This is a genomic window from Sphingomonas taxi, from assembly GCF_000764535.1.
Classification (GTDB): domain Bacteria; phylum Pseudomonadota; class Alphaproteobacteria; order Sphingomonadales; family Sphingomonadaceae; genus Sphingomonas; species Sphingomonas taxi.
The window spans coordinates 3,636,532-3,652,049 of the sequence record NZ_CP009571.1 but is presented as its reverse complement, the minus strand read 5'-3'; the positions used below and the strand labels follow the sequence as shown (position 1 = coordinate 3,652,049).

At 67.2% G+C, this 15,518-nt stretch carries 15 protein-coding genes; 4 read left to right on the top strand and 11 right to left on the bottom strand.

All coding sequences use genetic code 11. From position 1 onward, the window contains the following. Positions 1 to 21 precede the first annotated feature (21 nt). The 3 genes from MC45_RS16705 to MC45_RS16695 all read right to left on the bottom strand — a co-directional run bounded on the left by MC45_RS16705 (position 22) and on the right by MC45_RS16695 (position 2,547). Positions 22 to 1,047 carry a FecR domain-containing protein gene (locus MC45_RS16705; protein WP_052075732.1) on the bottom strand — a complete coding sequence of 342 codons (1,026 nt, stop codon included), beginning with the start codon at positions 1,045 to 1,047 and terminating at the stop codon, positions 22 to 24. Then, positions 1,044 to 1,508 carry an RNA polymerase sigma factor gene (locus MC45_RS16700; RefSeq protein WP_281177500.1) on the bottom strand — a complete coding sequence of 155 codons (465 nt, stop codon included), beginning with the start codon at positions 1,506 to 1,508 and terminating at the stop codon, positions 1,044 to 1,046. Before MC45_RS16700 ends, MC45_RS16705 begins: the two co-directional genes overlap by 4 nt. Positions 1,509 to 1,713: 205 nt before the next feature. Continuing rightward, positions 1,714 to 2,547 (bottom strand): response regulator transcription factor, encoded by an 834-nt coding sequence (locus MC45_RS16695; protein WP_052075730.1) that lies wholly within the window; start codon positions 2,545 to 2,547, stop codon positions 1,714 to 1,716. A gap of 368 nt (positions 2,548 to 2,915) precedes the next feature. Between MC45_RS16695 and MC45_RS16690 the strand changes: the two genes are divergently transcribed. The 4 genes from MC45_RS16690 to pcaF all read left to right on the top strand — a co-directional run bounded on the left by MC45_RS16690 (position 2,916) and on the right by pcaF (position 8,584). Beyond that, on the top strand, positions 2,916 to 5,735 hold the full coding sequence (locus tag MC45_RS16690; protein ID WP_038665591.1) for a TonB-dependent receptor: 2,820 nt from the start codon (positions 2,916 to 2,918) through the stop codon (positions 5,733 to 5,735). Positions 5,736 to 6,036: 301 nt separating this feature from the next. Further along, entirely contained in the window at positions 6,037 to 6,723 is a 687-nt protein-coding gene (locus MC45_RS16685) for a 3-oxoacid CoA-transferase subunit A (protein WP_038665588.1), read from the top strand. Continuing rightward, positions 6,720 to 7,382: a 3-oxoacid CoA-transferase subunit B gene (locus tag MC45_RS16680; protein WP_038665584.1), complete on the top strand. Its 663-nt coding sequence runs from the start codon at positions 6,720 to 6,722 to the stop codon at positions 7,380 to 7,382. Before MC45_RS16685 ends, MC45_RS16680 begins: the two co-directional genes overlap by 4 nt. Beyond that, the gene (gene pcaF / locus MC45_RS16675; RefSeq protein WP_038665581.1) at positions 7,379 to 8,584 is read left to right on the top strand and encodes a 3-oxoadipyl-CoA thiolase; all 1,206 of its coding nucleotides are present in this window, start codon (positions 7,379 to 7,381) and stop codon (positions 8,582 to 8,584) included. Before MC45_RS16680 ends, pcaF begins: the two co-directional genes overlap by 4 nt. Before the next feature lie 4 nt (positions 8,585 to 8,588). Here pcaF and MC45_RS16670 read toward each other — a convergent pair whose 3' ends face one another. From MC45_RS16670 to ribB, 8 genes are all read right to left on the bottom strand, one after another. Continuing rightward, entirely contained in the window at positions 8,589 to 8,885 is a 297-nt protein-coding gene (locus MC45_RS16670) for a YciI family protein (RefSeq protein WP_052075729.1), read from the bottom strand. After that, the gene (locus MC45_RS19040) at positions 8,882 to 9,259 is read right to left on the bottom strand and encodes a Rieske (2Fe-2S) protein (protein WP_081974487.1); all 378 of its coding nucleotides are present in this window, start codon (positions 9,257 to 9,259) and stop codon (positions 8,882 to 8,884) included. The genes MC45_RS16670 and MC45_RS19040 overlap by 4 nt, the downstream gene beginning before the upstream one ends. A 9-nt stretch (positions 9,260 to 9,268) precedes the next feature. Then, positions 9,269 to 10,336 (bottom strand): maleylacetate reductase, encoded by a 1,068-nt coding sequence (locus tag MC45_RS16660; protein WP_038665578.1) that lies wholly within the window; start codon positions 10,334 to 10,336, stop codon positions 9,269 to 9,271. After that, positions 10,333 to 11,805, bottom strand: a complete 1,473-nt coding sequence (locus MC45_RS16655; protein WP_038665575.1) for an aldehyde dehydrogenase family protein — start codon at positions 11,803 to 11,805, stop codon at positions 10,333 to 10,335. Before MC45_RS16655 ends, MC45_RS16660 begins: the two co-directional genes overlap by 4 nt. A 10-nt stretch (positions 11,806 to 11,815) precedes the next feature. Continuing rightward, complete coding sequence (locus MC45_RS16650; RefSeq protein WP_038665572.1) at positions 11,816 to 12,841, bottom strand: hypothetical protein; 1,026 nt, start codon at positions 12,839 to 12,841, stop codon at positions 11,816 to 11,818. Between the two features lie 21 nt (positions 12,842 to 12,862). After that, positions 12,863 to 13,375 (bottom strand): cupin domain-containing protein, encoded by a 513-nt coding sequence (locus MC45_RS16645; RefSeq protein WP_038665569.1) that lies wholly within the window; start codon positions 13,373 to 13,375, stop codon positions 12,863 to 12,865. Positions 13,376 to 13,487: 112 nt separating this feature from the next. Beyond that, positions 13,488 to 14,378: a helix-turn-helix domain-containing protein gene (locus tag MC45_RS16640; RefSeq protein WP_038665565.1), complete on the bottom strand. Its 891-nt coding sequence runs from the start codon at positions 14,376 to 14,378 to the stop codon at positions 13,488 to 13,490. Further along, a complete protein-coding gene (gene ribB / locus MC45_RS16635) occupies positions 14,375 to 15,484 on the bottom strand; it encodes a 3,4-dihydroxy-2-butanone-4-phosphate synthase (protein WP_038667755.1) in 1,110 nt (369 codons plus the stop codon). The genes MC45_RS16640 and ribB overlap by 4 nt, the downstream gene beginning before the upstream one ends. Positions 15,485 to 15,518: the final 34 nt, after the last annotated feature.

The following is a 15,518-nucleotide window of genomic DNA, read 5'->3' as shown; positions in this document are numbered from 1 at the left end:
ATTTGGTATCAGATTGGCCGGTCAGGGCGCGACTATCCGCAACGTGTCGCCATCGCGCGTGACGCGTACCGGAAAGGTGGCGGCGATGGCCTGGGCGAAGGCGTCGCTGTCGCCGGCATTGAAGACGCCGCTGATGCGCAGCGCCGCGACATCGGGCGCAACCGCGATCCGGTGGGCGCCGGCATAGCGGTTCATCCGCTCGGCCGCGACGCCCAGCGCCTCGGCAGTGAAGCTCATCTGCCCCTCCTCCATGCCGTCGTTGAGACCGATCGGCGCGATCCCGCCGATCGTCTTGCCGAACGGCATCCGCAGCTCCGAGCCCGGCGCGAGCGCCCGTTCGGCAGCGACGATCGCGCCGTCGCGTCGGGTCAGCGCGGCGACCGGACCGTGCCGGCCGTCGTGCAGGACCGCGACGCGCCCCTCGAACAGCGCGACGCGCATCTCGCCGGCGAGACGCTCGACCGAGAATTCGGTCCCGGTGGCGACAACGACATCGTCGCCGATATGGACGGCGAAGGGGCGGAGCGGGTTCTTCGCCACCTTGAAGCGTGCACGCCCGCGTTCCAGCGTAAGATCGCGGCGCTGGTCGCTGAAAGCGACCGAGACCGCGCTGTCCGCGTCGAGCGACAGCCGCGACCCGTCCGCCAAAGCGATCACCCGACGCTCGCCGATGCCGGTGCGATAGGAGGTGCCGCCGTGTCGCTGCCAGACCATCGTGGCGAGCGCCACCGCGACGAGCGCGACGACCGCCGCCAGCGCGCGCCAGCCTGCCGGCAGCACGGCACCGCGCATCCAGCGTCGCCGTTCCGCCCGGTGCATCGCACCGAGCGCCTCGCGGCGCAGGCCGAGCAGCTCCGGCGCCTCGGCATCCGCCTCCAGCCCCGTCCAGACCGCGAGGGCCAGATCGAGCTGCTCCTGACGCGCGGCGTCGCCCGCGAGCCAGTCGCGCAGGTCCTGCTGCTCCGCGGCGGTCAGAGCCCCCTCGCTCAGCCGCATGCACCAGATGATCGCATTGTCCTGGTCGGTCGACCCGAGGCTGCCGGTCATCGTATATCCTCAATATTGGCCAGCAGCGCCTGCATCGCCTTCGCGATATGCTTTTCGACGGCGCTGACCGAAATGCCGAAGGCCGCGGCGATCACCTTACGCGGCATGGCCTCCAGCCGATACAGGATGAAGATCTGCCGGGTCCGGTCGGGCAGCGTGCCTAGCGTGCTGGCGACGCAGCTGACGCTCTGCCGTGCCGCGAGCAGCCGCTCGGCGTCGAACGTGTCGATGCCGAGCGTGCCGTCCTCCATCCACGCCTGGACGTAGCGGGACCGCGTCGCCTCGCGGCGGACATGGTCGCGCAGCAGGTTGGCGGCGGCCTGGAAGATATAGCCTTCGGGATTGCCGGCGGTTCGACCGCCCATGTCGGCGATCCGGACGAACATGTCCTGGACCAGATCCTCGGCCAGGGTCCGATCGTGCAGCCGCCGGAGAAAGAACGCCATCAATGCCGGACGCATCCGGCGCATCACCGTCAGAAGCTCGCTCGGGTCCTGCGCTGGGTCGGATCTTACCACGTGCATCTTCTTGAGACGTTTGTCCCGGCCAGATGCTCATCATCCGCCAGGCGGAGCGGTCGCGGCAAGAGCGTCAGGCGCCGCCACGGCGACGGCACGATCAAGGGTCGCCGGGCCGCGCACAGGATTCCGACCTCCCTTCAAATCGCTAACAGCCGCCGTTCGTCGCGAGATCGCAGGCGACGACCGGCATAAACAGATAGCCGCCGCTGCGCACCGTGCGGATCAGTTCGTCCGCCGTGTGATCGGCGAGTTTGCGGCGCAACCGACTGACGTTGACGTCGATTGTCCGGTCGCGCTGCCCGCCGGCCGGCTTGCCGCTGGCCACCGCAAGCCGCTCGCGAGACTGTACCGTGCGGGGCTGGGCGACGAACCTCAGCAGCATGCCATATTCGCCGTTGGTCAACGGCACCACCGCGCCGGCGGGCGAGGTAAGCGTGCGCGTCTCGACTTCGAAGGTCCAGCCGGCGAACCGCGCGACCGCGATCCTTTTGTCCCGATCCAGCCCGGCCTCGCCGATATCGACCGCCGCAACCGGCGGCGTCCGGCTGCGGCGGCGCACCACCGACCGGACCCGCGCCAGCATCTCGCGCGGGCTGGTCGGCTTCGCGACGCAATCGTCGGCCCCCATTTCGAGCGCGACGATCCGGTCGACTTCGCTGGCATGGCGGCTGAGCATGATGACGCCTGGGCAATGCCGCCGCTGCGTCAACATCCGCAGCATCGCCAGGCCGCCGTCCTCACAGACCATCATGTCGAGGATGACGAGATCGCAATCCTGACCGCCGGCGCCATTGCGCAAGGCCGTCACGCCGACCGCCTCGGCGAGGAAGCCATGATCGCACAGCATCGCCACCAGCACCGACGCCGCCTGTGAATCGCGGTTGACGACGAGCACGCGTACGGGTGCGTCGTCGCCTGCGACCGGGAGGTGCGCCGCCACCGGGCCGTGCGCGACGTTTCGCAGGACGTCCTGGGTCATCCTTCCGTTTCCTTTGCTGGACCCCGGGCGGGGCGGAAACGGCTTTCCTGCCAGCAATGATTTTCCCTGATGTTTCCACACGTTGCAAATGACAAACTTGGCGGCGGAGCAACGATGCGCCTTCCTCATTCCGGCAGCACCCCGTTAACATTTTGATATATATCCATCGGGAAACAATGTTTCTCCATGTATCATTCGACTTGATACTGAAGCAAACCGTGGCTGTCCGACAACTCATCCAAGAAATGCTGCGCCTCTTCCAGATTACGACATTGTCATGATGGCGTTTGGCCGCCACCCAAGGCCTGCGGACTGACTCCGCAACATTCGATCGCCGAAAAATCAGTTGAATTTCTGGGAGTGAAGACATGCGTCTGGTCGTTCGCAAACGCCTGCTGGCGTCCACCTTGTTGCTGGGCGTCGCCCAGCCCGCCTGGGCGCAAACCGATCCCGCCGCGACCGCCGCCGCGCAGGACAGCGCCGAGGAGAATGGCGAGGGACAGGAGATCGTCGTCACCGGATCGCGCCTCGGCGGGCAGCAGCTCGAACAGGCCTCGCCGATCGCGGTGGTGAGCGCACGCGAGATCGCGCTGTCCGGGCAGGTCAACGTCGAGAATATCATCAAGGACCTGCCGCAGCTCGTCCCCAGCGTGACCAGCGCGTCGAACAATCCCGGCGGCGGCGTCGCCACCACCGATCTGCGCGGCCTCGGCGCGACGCGCACGCTCGTGCTGGTCAATGGCCGGCGCTATGTTTCGTACGATTCCAGCCAGATCGTCGATCTTAACACGATCCCCGCGGGCCTGATCGAACGCGTCGACATCGTCACCGGCGGCCGTTCCGCCGTCTACGGTTCGGATGCGATCGCGGGCGTCGTCAATTTCGTGACGAAGAAGGATTTCAGCGGCGCGCAGGCGAACGCCAGTTATCGCATCAACGGCGCGGGCGACGGCGGTACGTTCAATTCCAACCTGCTGCTCGGCGGCAATTTCGCCGACGGCCGCGGCAATGCGACCTTCTACGTCGATTACACCAAGCGCGACGGCATCCTGCAGGCGGATCGCAGCTATGCGCGGCAGGCGCTGGTCGACGATGGATCGGGCGGCCTGATCGCCGGCGGCTCCGGCTCGATCCCCGGCACGCGCTTCGCGATCGGCGGGGTCAACCGCAAGTTCGCCGCCGACGGCAGCTACAGCGCCTATAACTCTGCGACCGACGCCTATAACTATGCCCCCTACAATTACCTGCAGGTGCCGCAGAAGCGCCTGCTGATCAGCGCGCAGACGCATTACGAGGTGAGCCCGGCGCTCAACATCTATGCCGAGGGCCAGTTCATCAACAATCGCGTCAAGAACCAGCTCGCGCCGACGCCGTTCACCGGCTCGGTCGCGCTCGACGTCGATTCCTCGTTCCTGTCCGCCGGTTCGCAGGCGCTGCTGCGCGGACTCGACACCGACGGCGACGGCTATGTCACCTCGACCATCTACCGCCGCCTCAGCGAGGTCGGCAATCGCGTGTCCAGCAACGACAACACCGCCTATCGCACGGTGATCGGCGCCAATGGCGACATCGGCCGCGGCTGGGCCTACGACGCCTATTACAGTTACGCCCGCACCCGCTCGACCGAGACGCAGACCGGCAACGTCTCGCGCAGCCGCGTGCTTCAGGCGCTGCGCACCACCTATGACGCCGGCGGCAATCTGGTCTGCGCCAACACCAGCAACGGCTGCGTCCCGCTCAACATCTTCGGCGAGGGCAATATCGGCGCGGATGCGGCATCGTTCATCAGCATTCCGGTGCAGAACGGCAGCACGATCACCGAACAGGTCGCCAGCGCGTCGATCACCAACAACCATCTGTTCGACCTCGGCGCGGGGCCGGCGGGGATCGTCTTCGGCACCGAATATCGCAAGGAGAAGGGCAGCTACAGTCCCGATTTCTCGCTGTCGTCGGGCGACGTCGTCGGCTTCAACGCCGGCGAGGGGCTGAGCGGCGGCTATGACGTCAAGGAAGCCTATACCGAGATCGCGGTGCCGCTGCTCGCCGAGAAGCCGTTCGTCAAGCGGCTCGAGGTCAACGGCGCCTATCGCTATTCCTATTATTCGACCGCGGCCAAGTCGGTGAACACCTATTCGGGCGGCGTCGTCTGGGGAATCGTCCAGGACCTTTCGCTGCGCGGCCAATATGCGCGTGCGGTGCGGGCGCCGACGGTCAGCAACCTGTTCAGCGGTTCCGCACAGGATTTCCCGACCGCGACCGACCTCTGCACCACGGCGACGGCGGTGAGCAACGCCAATCTGCGCGCAAGCTGCCTCTCTTCCGGGGTCCCGGCGGCACTGCTCGGCACCGCCTATGACGGCGGCAGCACGCAGATCCAGAGCATCACCGGCGGCAATCCCAATCTGCGCGAGGAAACGTCGGACACCTATACCGCCGGCATCGTCCTGCAGCCGCGCGTCCTGCGCAATTTCTCGCTCACCGTCGATTATTACAAGATCAAGATCGCCAATTACATCGCCTCGGCCGGCACCTCGAACCTCATCCGCGCCTGTTACGGCGATGCCGGCAACGGCTATACGCCGTACGACACCGGCTATTGCGCCGCCCTGCCGCGCGATGCCAACAGCTATGCGATCACCGATGCGGTCAACACGCTGTCGAACACCGGCGGGGTGAGCACGCGCGGCGTCGATTTCGAGGCGCGCTATCGCACGCAGCTGGGTTTCGGCCTGTTCGGCGAGCAGACCAGCCGGCTCGACCTGCGGTTCAGCGGCACGCGCCTGATCGCGTTCGATTACAATCCGCTCGCGGCGATCGCCGACCTGACGATCGACTGCGCGGGCAAGTTCGGCGTCACCTGCGGCAACCCCTATGCCAAATGGCGCCTGTCGGGCCGCACGACCTGGGCGAGCGGGCCGGTGACGGTGTCGCTGCTCTATCGCTACCTTTCGCCGGTCGACGACGATTCAGGCGAATATTCGGTCAACCACATCAAGGCGTACAATTACTTCGATCTGACCACCGCCTTCGAGGTCAAGCCCGGCTTCACCTGGTCGGTCGGCATCAACAATCTGTTCGACAAGCAGCCGCCGATCCTCGGCGACAATCAGGAACAGGCCAACACCTATCCGTCGACTTACGACCCTTATGGGCGTGCCTTCTTCGTGAGCACGACGCTGAAATTCTAGGGTGGATCGAACGCCCCCATGAGGCAGGGCTCGATCGGGTGTCGAAGTCGCACTTCCCGTCATGCCGGAATCCCGCTTCTTCGCACCGTCCGAAGAAGCGGGACCCGCGTGGGTCGATCGATCAGGCAGGAGATACGTCAGGCGGACCGATCGGCATAGCGCCTTGCCGGCCAATTCATTTACGGAAAGGAACCTGTCACCTTAGATAAGCGCGACCCTATTTCCGGATTGCAATCCACGTAATGCCATCGCCGTACCAAGTCGTTTGGAACACAGTTCGACATTTCGACAAGGCCAGATCATGCTTGATAAATCGTCCGCATCAATCGGGCATGCGCTTTCCGCGATCGAGGATAACGCGACGATCATGATCGGCGGCTTCGGCACTGCCGGCATGCCGAACGAACTGATCGATGGTCTGATCGATACGGGGGCTCGCGATCTCACGATCATCAACAACAACGCGGGCAATGGCGATACGGGTGTCGCCGCGCTCATTGCCGCGGGGCGGGTCCGCAAGATCATCTGCTCCTTCCCGCGACAATCCGACTCGCATCATTTCGACGCCGCCTATCGCGCCGGGCGCATCGCGCTGGAGCTGATACCCCAGGGCAATCTCGCCGCCCGGATCCATGCGGCGGGCACGGGCATCGGCGCATTCTATACGCCGACCGGCTACGGAACGCTGCTCGCCAAAGGCAAGGAGACGCGGACGATCGACGGACGCGACTATATCCTCGAATATCCGTTGCGCGCCGATTTCGCGCTCATCAAGGCGCATCGCGGCGATCCGTGGGGCAATCTGGTCTATCGCAAGACCGCGCGCAATTTCGGGCCGATCATGGCGATGGCGGCGACCTGCACGATCGCGCAGGTGGCCGAACTCGTCCCGCTCGGAACGCTCGATCCGGAAGCGATCGTCACGCCCGGGATCTTCGTGCAATATGTCGTCGAAGCGTCGTCCGTGCAGAAAGGAGCCATCGTATGAACCGCTGGAGCCGCGACGACATGGCGCGACTGGTCGCCGGGGACATTCCCGATGGCGCCTATGTCAATCTCGGCATCGGGGTGCCGACTAGGGTCGCCAATCACCTCGGCGCGGATCGCGATGTGTTGCTGCACAGCGAGAATGGCGTGCTCGGCATGGGGCCGGCGCCGGCGGCGGGCGACGAGGATCCCGAACTTATCAATGCGGGCAAACAGCCGGTCACGCTGCTGACCGGCGGCAGTTTCTTCCATCACGCCGACAGCTTCGCGATGATGCGCGGCGGCCACCTCGATTTCTGCGTGCTCGGCGCCTTCCAGGTGTCGGTGACGGGCGATCTCGCCAACTGGCATACGGGCGAACCCGATGCGATCCCGGCGGTCGGAGGCGCGATGGATCTGGCGATCGGTGCCAAGCGTACGTTCGTGATGATGGACCTGCTCACCAAACAGGGAAGCAGCAAGCTCGTCGATCGCTGCAGCTATCCGCTGACCGGGATCGGCTGCGTCTCGCGCCTGTATACCGATCTGGCGATCTTCGACCTCGGTCCCGACGGCGCGCGCGTTCGCCGGGTCGTCGACGGTCTCGACGCGGACGAACTGCGCCGCCTGTGCGGCGTCCCCCTCACCTTTGCGGACGATGCCGCCGGGAGATCAGCATGACCCACGCCTATATTTGCGACGCGGTGCGGACGCCGATCGGGCGTTACGGCGGCGCGCTGGCGAAGGTCCGTGCCGACGATCTGGGCGCCGTGCCGATCCGTGCGTTGCTCGCCCGCCAGCCGTCGCTCGATCCGGCGCGGATCGACGAGGTCTATCTCGGCTGCGCCAACCAGGCCGGCGAGGACAATCGCAACGTCGCGCGGATGAGCCTGTTGCTCGCCGGTCTGCCGCATACGGTGCCGGGCGTCACGCTCAACCGGCTGTGCGCCTCGGGCCTCGACGCGGTCGGCAGCGCGGCACGCGCGGTCCGCGCCGGCGAGATCGGCCTCGCCATCGCCGGCGGGGTCGAAAGCATGACGCGTGCGCCGTTCGTGGTCGGCAAGGCGGACGGGGCGTTCGGGCGCGGCCAGACGCTGGAGGACACGACGATGGGCTGGCGCTTCGTCAACCCGCTGCTCGAGGCGCTGTACGGCACCGAGACGATGCCGCGCACCGGCGAGAACGTCGCGGAGGACCACCGGATCAGCCGCGCCGATCAGGATGCGTTCGCGCTGCGCAGCCAGCAACGTGCGGCGGCGGCGCATCAGGCGGGCTTCTTCGCCGAGGAGATCGTCGCGGTACCGCTGCCGCAACGGCGCGGTGCCCCGCCGGCGGAGGCGCGCGTCGACGAACATCCGCGCGCCGACACGACGATCGAAGCGCTGGCCGCGCTGCGGCCGCTGTTCGCGGGCGGCACGGTGACCGCGGGCAATGCCTCGGGAATCAACGACGGCGCGGCGGCGCTGCTGATCGCGGACGACGCTGCGATCGCCCGCGAGGGCCTGACGCCGCGCGCACGCATTCTCGGTTTCGCCGCGGCCGGGGTCGAACCGCGGGTGATGGGCATGGGGCCGGTGCCGGCGATCGAAAAGCTGCTCGCGCGGCTGAACCTCGGCATCGACGCATTCGACGCGATCGAGCTCAACGAGGCGTTCGCCAGCCAGGCGCTCGCCGTGCTCCGCCATTTCGGCGTCGCCGACGATGCCGCCCACGTCAATCCGAACGGCGGCGCGATCGCGCTCGGCCACCCGCTCGGCATGAGCGGCGCGCGGCTCGCGCTCACGCTGGTACACCAATTGGAGAAACGTGGCGGCCGGCTGGGACTGGCCTCGATGTGCGTCGGCGTCGGCATGGGTGTCGCGCTCGCGGTCGAGCGGGTCTGACCGGTCAGGCGATCGCGCCGAGCCCGATCGCCCACGGCCGGACGTCGATCCGTTCGAACAGGCCATGCAACAAATAAGGGTCGCTCGCCATGAAGGCGTGGACCGCGGCGGCGTCGACCGCCGCGAACACCAGCGCGGTGCCGGTCATCGTGGCGGCCGCGTCGAGCAACGGCCCGCCGAGGATGCAGCGGCATTCGGGGTCGGATCGCCGGATCGACGCGCGATGCGCCTCACGCAGCCGCTGCCGCAAGGCGGCGGTGCCGGGGCGATCGACCGCGTGGAACAGGAACCGGTCGGTCACGCGATCGCCAGCTGACCGTCCGGCGTCACGATCACCGGAATGCGCCACAGCCCCTCCCCCTCGCACGCCCCGGACAGGCAACGGCCGTCCTCGATCGCGAACCGGGCGAAATGCTGGACGCATTCGATCTGTCCGTCGTTCAGGAACCGGTCGGCCTGGTGGTTCAGCGGCAGCGAATAATGCGGGCAGAGGTTGAGATAGCCGAAATAGCGGCCGTCGCGGCGCACGACGAACATGCCGAAGGCGCTGCGCCCGCGACCGAACGCGAACCGTCGCGCCTGCCCCTCTGCGACGAGTGCCGCATCGCCCAGCACGCGGCCCGATGCCGGCGCATTGGGCCGCAGCCGCCAGCCGTCGTCGGTCGGGGTGGCCATCGCTGCGTCTCAGGCTGCCGGCGGGTCGCCGGCATAGGCACGCGCGATCAGCGCGCGCACCCCGTCGCGCTCGACGGCCCGCGGGTTCCAATAGGGATTGCGCAACGCCTCGTCGGCGGCGTGGTCGATCCCGTCCGCCGGCATGCCGATGTCGCGCAATGCGGTCGGTGCCCCAATCCGCCGCGCCAGCGCGACCAGCGCCGTCACGGGATCCTCGCCACCGAACGCACGGCGCAGCGCGGCCATCGCGGCGGGCGCGGCGGGTGCGTTATAGGCGAGCGCATGGGGCAGGACCACGCTGTGCGTCTCGGCATGCGGCAGGTTGAACGCGCCGCCCAGCGTGTGGCACAATTTGTGGTGCAACGACATCGACGTCGTCGCGAGGACCATGCCGCACAACCACGCCGCCCGCAACGCCTCCGCTCGTGCCTCCGGATCGCGCGGCGTGTCGATCAACCGGGGGAGCGCCGCGGCGAAGGCGCCGACCGCCTCCTCCGCGAACAGACCGATCACCGGATTGGTGTCGCGCGCGTACAGCCCCTCGACCGCATGCGCGATCGCGTTCAGCCCGCTGGTCGCCGTCATCGCGACCGGGAGGTCGAGCGTCAGGTCGACGTCGTAGATCACCGCCTCCGGCAAGACGTTGAGCGTGCGTTGCGTCGTCTTGCGCTCGCCCGCCGTCTCGCCGAGGATCGGGGTCATTTCCGACCCCGCGTAGGTGGTGGCGACCGCGACCTGTGGCACGTCGGTGCGCAGCGCCAGTGCCTTGCCGAGCCCGATCGTCGAACCGCCGCCGATCGCGACGACGCAATCGGCATCCAGGTCGTTCAGCATCGCCAGCGCGCGCGCGGTCACCTCCACCGGCGTATGCATCGTCGCCTCGGCGAAATGCCCGACGATCAGCGCGCCGGCGTGCATGGCCAGCGTCCGCGCCTGATCCGCCTGCTGTGCGGTGGAGAGCAGCAGCGCGCGCGTGCCGCCGACCTGACCGATGACGTCGGCCAGTTGCGCGGTCACCCCCCGCCCGAACAGCACGCGCCCGGGCAGGCCCTCATAGCGGAAGGTCTGGACGCTCATCGCCGGTAGAAGGGCGGGATCTGGGCGTCGACATTGACCCATACCGATTTCGGCACGGTATATTCGCGCATCGCCTCGAAACCCATTTCGCGGCCATAGCCCGACTGGCCCATGCCGCCGAACGGCGAAGCGGGATGGACGCGCTTGTAGCAATTGATCCAGACCATGCCGGCATGCAGCCGCCGGGCGATGCGGTGCGCCCGCGTCAGGTCGCTGGTCCACAGGCCGGCGCCGAGGCCATATTCGGTGCCGTTGGCGATCGCGAGCGCCTCCTCGTCGGTGCGGAAGGTCAGCACGGTGACGAACGGGCCGAACACCTCCTCCTGCGCGACGCGGTCGCCGGGCCGGGCGCGGACGATCGTCGGTTCGACGAAACACCCTTTGGCATAGTCCTCGCCATCGGGTTGGCGACCGCCGGTGACGATCTCGCCCCCCTGTTCACGCGCGACCTCGACATAGGACAGGACGCGCTGCTGATGCAGGCGGGAGGTCAGCGGCCCCATCTCCGTCTCCGGATCGAGCGGGTCGCCCAGTCGGATCGATCGGGCAAGCGTCGCGAACCGGTCGAGAAAGTCGTCGACCACGTCTTCGTGGATGATGAGCCGCGAACCGGCGATACAGGCTTGCCCCTGATTGTGGAAGATCGCGAAGGCCGCGCCGCCGACCGCCGCGGGGATATTGGCGTCGGCGAAGACGATGTTCGCCCCCTTGCCACCCAGCTCCAGTTGCACCTTCTTCAGATTGCTGGCGGAGGCATGGACGATCGTCCGCCCGGTATTGGTCGATCCGGTGAACGCCACCTTGCCGATGCCGGGATGCTCGGCGATCCGCTGCCCCGCGGTGTGGCCGTAGCCGGTGACGATGTTCACCACGCCGTCGGGGATGCCGACCTGCTGCATCAGCTCGCCGATGCGCAGCGTCGACAGCGGCGTGATCTCGGACGGCTTGATGACGATCGTGTTCCCAGCGGCGAGCGCCGGTCCCATTTTCCAGCTGGTGAACATCAGCGGGAAATTCCACGGTACGATCGCGCCGACCACGCCGATCGCCTCGCGCTCGACATAGTTCAGGAAGCCGGCGTCGACCGGGATGACCGATCCTTCCAGCTTGTCCGCCATGCCGCCGAAGTAGCGATAGCACAGCACCGTGCGCGGCACGTCGAGCGACAGGCAGTCGCGGATCGGATGGCCGGTGTCCATCGCCTCGAGCCGCGCGAGGTTGGCGGCATCCGCCTCGATCGCGTCGGCCAGTTTCAGCAGCAGCCGGCCGCGCTCATGCGCGGCCAGTGCGCTCCACGCCGGGAAGGCGGCACGGGCAGCCTCCACGGCGAGATCGACGTCGGCCGCCGTCGCTTCGGCGACCTCGGCCAGCAGCGCGCCGTCGTACGGATTGTCGACGCGGATCGTCCCGCCCTCGACGCCGTCGACCCATTTGCCGCCGATCAGCAGCTTCGTCTGTAGACCCGTCACGCAGATACCTTCAGAAATCGACGGCGACGACGGGCGCCGTACCGTTGGCGATCATCTCGGGGATCCTGCTCGACCCGTTCTCCCACACCAGCAGCATCGACCGCTTGGTCGAATAGCCCTGATGGCGGATGTCGGCGGGCATGCAGCAGATGTCGCCGGCACGGGCGAGGACGCGCGCCCGCGGCTTGCCGGTATCCTTGTCCTTCACGTCCCAGGTGATCTCGTCGGACAGTTGCAGGAACCATTCGCAGCGGTCGTTGCCATGTTCGACCGGCAGGATGAACTCCTCCGACGTCGGGCAGAATAGGCTGTCGCCCACCACCGAACAGACGCTGGGATTCCACGTCACGTCGCTGCGCGAGAGATAGCCGAACAGATTGTAGGCGCTCACCTCATGCTCGAAGCCGGGTTCGGCCTCGACGAGCGGCTGATCCTGCGCGACGTCGGCGAACTGGCGGTTGACCGGAAAACCGTTGGCATCGGAACGCACCGGCGTATCGCCGGGCAGCCCGACCATGCGGCGCGCGGTGACGCGCTGGCGCGTGATCGCCTCGTCATTGTCGCCGTTCTTGATGCCCCATGGCGTTCCGGTTTCCATCGGCGCGGCGAAGGGATCGAACCCGCTGTTGGTCCAGTCCGACAGGATATCCTTGAACACCCCCATCAGCACTCCGGCGGCGAAGCGTTCCTCGTAATCGCGGCCCGCGGCGGTATAGGCGTCGTTGAAACGACCCGCGAACACGGTGACTTCGCCATAATGGTTGATCGTCCCGAACACGCCGTCGAAATTGACCACGCCGTAGAAGAAGCCCCAGGCGACGTCGCGCATCATGGCGCGCAGGAACACGTCGATCGGCAGGATGTGCGTCCCGCCCGGCCATGCCAGCCGCGCGAAATATTCGTCGCGGCTGAATTCGAAGCTGCCCGCCTTGAAGGCGCGATAGCCGGTCTGGTTGTTGGTCGACAGGACGGCGACATCGCTGCGCAGTCCTTCGGTCGACGGCTGGGTTGCGAACAGCGCTTCGGACATGGCCATTTCGATATTCTCCTCTGAAGCTCAGGCGGCTTCGGTCTGGCAGATCGTCGCCCATTTATGGACGGTGACGGCACCTTCGATGGTCTGGAACAGGATGACGGACGGCGTGTCCGCCTGGAACCGATAGGCGGCGCCGACCGGCAGCATCGCCATATGGCCGCGGCCGAGCACGACGCGCCCCATCTTTCGCCCTGCGGGGATCGCGTCGCCGAGCGCCACCGCGCCCTCGCCCTCCGGATCGACCACGGCGTCCGGGTCGTCGAGCTTGACGAAATGGACCTCGACCGCGCCGTCCATGCACAGCACGAATTCGTCATGGGCGCAGCCGAACCAGCCGGAGACGCCCTCGGCGCGGGCGGTTTCGATTACATATTCGAAATTCTTGCCGACCGCGACGCGCTCGTACGGCGCCGAGGTGTCGGCGACCTCGAACACGTTCGAAAAGACGTAGTTCTTGGGGTTGTCGTCGATGATCTCGACCCCGCCCTTGCGATAGTCGCGCAAGCTCCCGAACTGGGTTACGACACCGTCCATATCCAACTCCTGCATCTTCGCGTCGCGCGCGATTGATCCGAACAGACGATACCGGGGGATGCCGAGGCCCGTCCTGCACGATACGGGTTTTCCTCTGCATGATCCGGCAGTGTCAGTGCATGGCGGCCGAGCGGAACCGGCCCGGCGTCATCCCGAAGCGCCGGCCGAACATCCGCGTCAGATGCTCCTGATGCGTAAAGCCGGTCTGCACCGCGACCTCGGCGATGGCCGCGCCGCGCAACAGCAGGTCGCGCGCCAGATCCAGTCGCGCGTCCATGACGAACTGATAGGGCGAGCGTCCCGTCGTGTGCTTGAACCGGCGCGCGAACTGCCCCGGCGGGAGACCCGCCGCCAGCGCCAGGGAATCGACCGTGATCGCCTCTTCGATATGCCGGTGGACGAGATCGCGGACGGCATCGATCTGGTCGCTGCTCAACCCGGCGGCCGACGCCGATGCCGCGTGCATCGCGCTCGAATGCGCGGAGACGATCCGCGCCGCGAGGATCCGCGCCACCGCATCGGCGAAGAAGCCCGACTGGCGCTCGGCCAGCATCGTGCAGCAGACGGTCCCCATCTGCTCGATCACCGGATCGTGGACACCGAGCCCCGGCATGATCGCGAGCGTGGCGGGATCGACCCCCAGTTCGCGCGCCGCCGCATCGAGCATCGTGCCGCGCACGTAGATGTGGATCGTCTCGAGCGTGCCGTCCAGCGAAACGCCGAAATCGCGCCCGGCCGGCAGGATGAACAGGCCGCCGCGCTGCACCTTCGCACAGGCCCGCTCGCCGCTGAAGTCGCGTTCGATCCGAACCGGGCCGCTGAGATGCATGACGATCAGATGATCCGCGCAGGCCCCGAAATAGCCGGTATAGGGCTGCTCGATCTGCCGCGAGGCGAACAGCGTCCGCCAGCCGAGCCCCTCGCTCGACGCGATGAGCGTCTGGCCGGGCAGCGCCAGGATGCCGTGCGTGTCCTCCACGCCCAACGCGTCGGCGCCGGTCATTTCGGGAAATCGAACGGTTGCTGCCGGACGATCCGCAATCCGAACGCCTCCAGCCCGACGAGTTGCGGCGACGGCGAGCTGGTGAGCAGCACGAGATCGTGCACGCCGAGATCGGCGAGGATCTCCGCGCCGACGCCATAGGATCGCGGGTCGATATCGGGGTCGGATTCGCGCGTCGCGGGCAGTGGTACGCCCCGCTCGGTCCGCGGCACGATCAGGACGATGACGCCCGCCCCGGCCCGCGCGATCTGCTCCATCGCCTGCGGGATGGCACGGGTCCGCGAGCCCTGTTCCCCCAGCAGGTCGGACAGCAGCGACGCGGTATGCATCCGCACCAACGTCTCGCCGTCCGCCGCGACCGCGCCTTTCTGCAGCACCAGCGTCTCCGACCCGTCGACCTTGCTGCGATAGGTCAGGAGCTGCCAATCGCCGCCATAGGCCGAATCGAACGCCTTGCTCGCGACGCGTTCGACGACGCGGTCGAAGCGCCGGCGATAGGCGATGATATCGCGGATCGTGCCGATCTTGAGGTCGTGCCGCTCGGCGAAGGGCAGCAACTGGTCGAGCCGCGCCATCGTGCCATCCTCGTTCATGATCTCGCAGATCACGCCCGACGGATTGAGCCCCGCCAGTCGCGACACGTCGACCGCCGCCTCGGTATGCCCCGCACGCACCAGCACGCCGCCGTCGCGCGCGACCAGCGGAAAGACGTGGCCGGGGGTCACGATCTCGTCTGCGCCCTTGCCCGCATCGATCGCCACCGCCACCGTACGCGCCCGGTCGGCGGCGGAGATGCCCGTCGTCACGCCGTCGCGCGCCTCGATCGAGACGGTGAACGCCGTCTCGTGCCGGGTGCCGTTCTGCCGCGTCATCAGACCCAGACCGAGATGATCGACGCGCGCCTTGGTGATGGCGAGGCAGATCAGCCCGCGCCCGTGACGCGCCATGAAATTGATCTTCTCGGGCGTCGCCATCTGCGCCGGGATGATCAGATCGCCCTCATTCTCGCGATCCTCGTCGTCGACCAGGATGAACATGCGGCCGTTGCGGGCTTCGTCGATGATCTCGTCGGGGGTGGCGACCGGGATGCGCCGGCCCGACCGCATGGCGCCGTCGCCGCGGCGGTCGGGACGCTGGGGA

What these genes read in the sequence shown, in the direction of transcription:
- MC45_RS16705 (WP_052075732.1), bottom strand. Translation starts at nt 1,047, where the DNA reads ATGACCGGCAGCCTCGGGTCGACCGACCAGGACAATGCGATCATCTGG.
- MC45_RS16700 (WP_281177500.1), bottom strand. Translation starts at nt 1,508, where the DNA reads ATGCGTCCGGCATTGATGGCGTTCTTTCTCCGGCGGCTGCACGATCGG.
- MC45_RS16695 (WP_052075730.1), bottom strand. Translation starts at nt 2,547, where the DNA reads ATGACCCAGGACGTCCTGCGAAACGTCGCGCACGGCCCGGTGGCGGCG.
- MC45_RS16690 (WP_038665591.1), top strand. Translation starts at nt 2,916, where the DNA reads ATGCGTCTGGTCGTTCGCAAACGCCTGCTGGCGTCCACCTTGTTGCTG.
- MC45_RS16685 (WP_038665588.1), top strand. Translation starts at nt 6,037, where the DNA reads ATGCTTGATAAATCGTCCGCATCAATCGGGCATGCGCTTTCCGCGATC.
- MC45_RS16680 (WP_038665584.1), top strand. Translation starts at nt 6,720, where the DNA reads ATGAACCGCTGGAGCCGCGACGACATGGCGCGACTGGTCGCCGGGGAC.
- pcaF (WP_038665581.1), top strand. Translation starts at nt 7,379, where the DNA reads ATGACCCACGCCTATATTTGCGACGCGGTGCGGACGCCGATCGGGCGT.
- MC45_RS19040 (WP_081974487.1), bottom strand. Translation starts at nt 9,259, where the DNA reads ATGGCCACCCCGACCGACGACGGCTGGCGGCTGCGGCCCAATGCGCCG.
- MC45_RS16660 (WP_038665578.1), bottom strand. Translation starts at nt 10,336, where the DNA reads ATGAGCGTCCAGACCTTCCGCTATGAGGGCCTGCCCGGGCGCGTGCTG.
- MC45_RS16650 (WP_038665572.1), bottom strand. Translation starts at nt 12,841, where the DNA reads ATGGCCATGTCCGAAGCGCTGTTCGCAACCCAGCCGTCGACCGAAGGA.
- MC45_RS16645 (WP_038665569.1), bottom strand. Translation starts at nt 13,375, where the DNA reads ATGGACGGTGTCGTAACCCAGTTCGGGAGCTTGCGCGACTATCGCAAG.
- MC45_RS16640 (WP_038665565.1), bottom strand. Translation starts at nt 14,378, where the DNA reads ATGACCGGCGCCGACGCGTTGGGCGTGGAGGACACGCACGGCATCCTG.
- ribB (WP_038667755.1), bottom strand. Translation starts at nt 15,484, where the DNA reads ATGCGGTCGGGCCGGCGCATCCCGGTCGCCACCCCCGACGAGATCATC.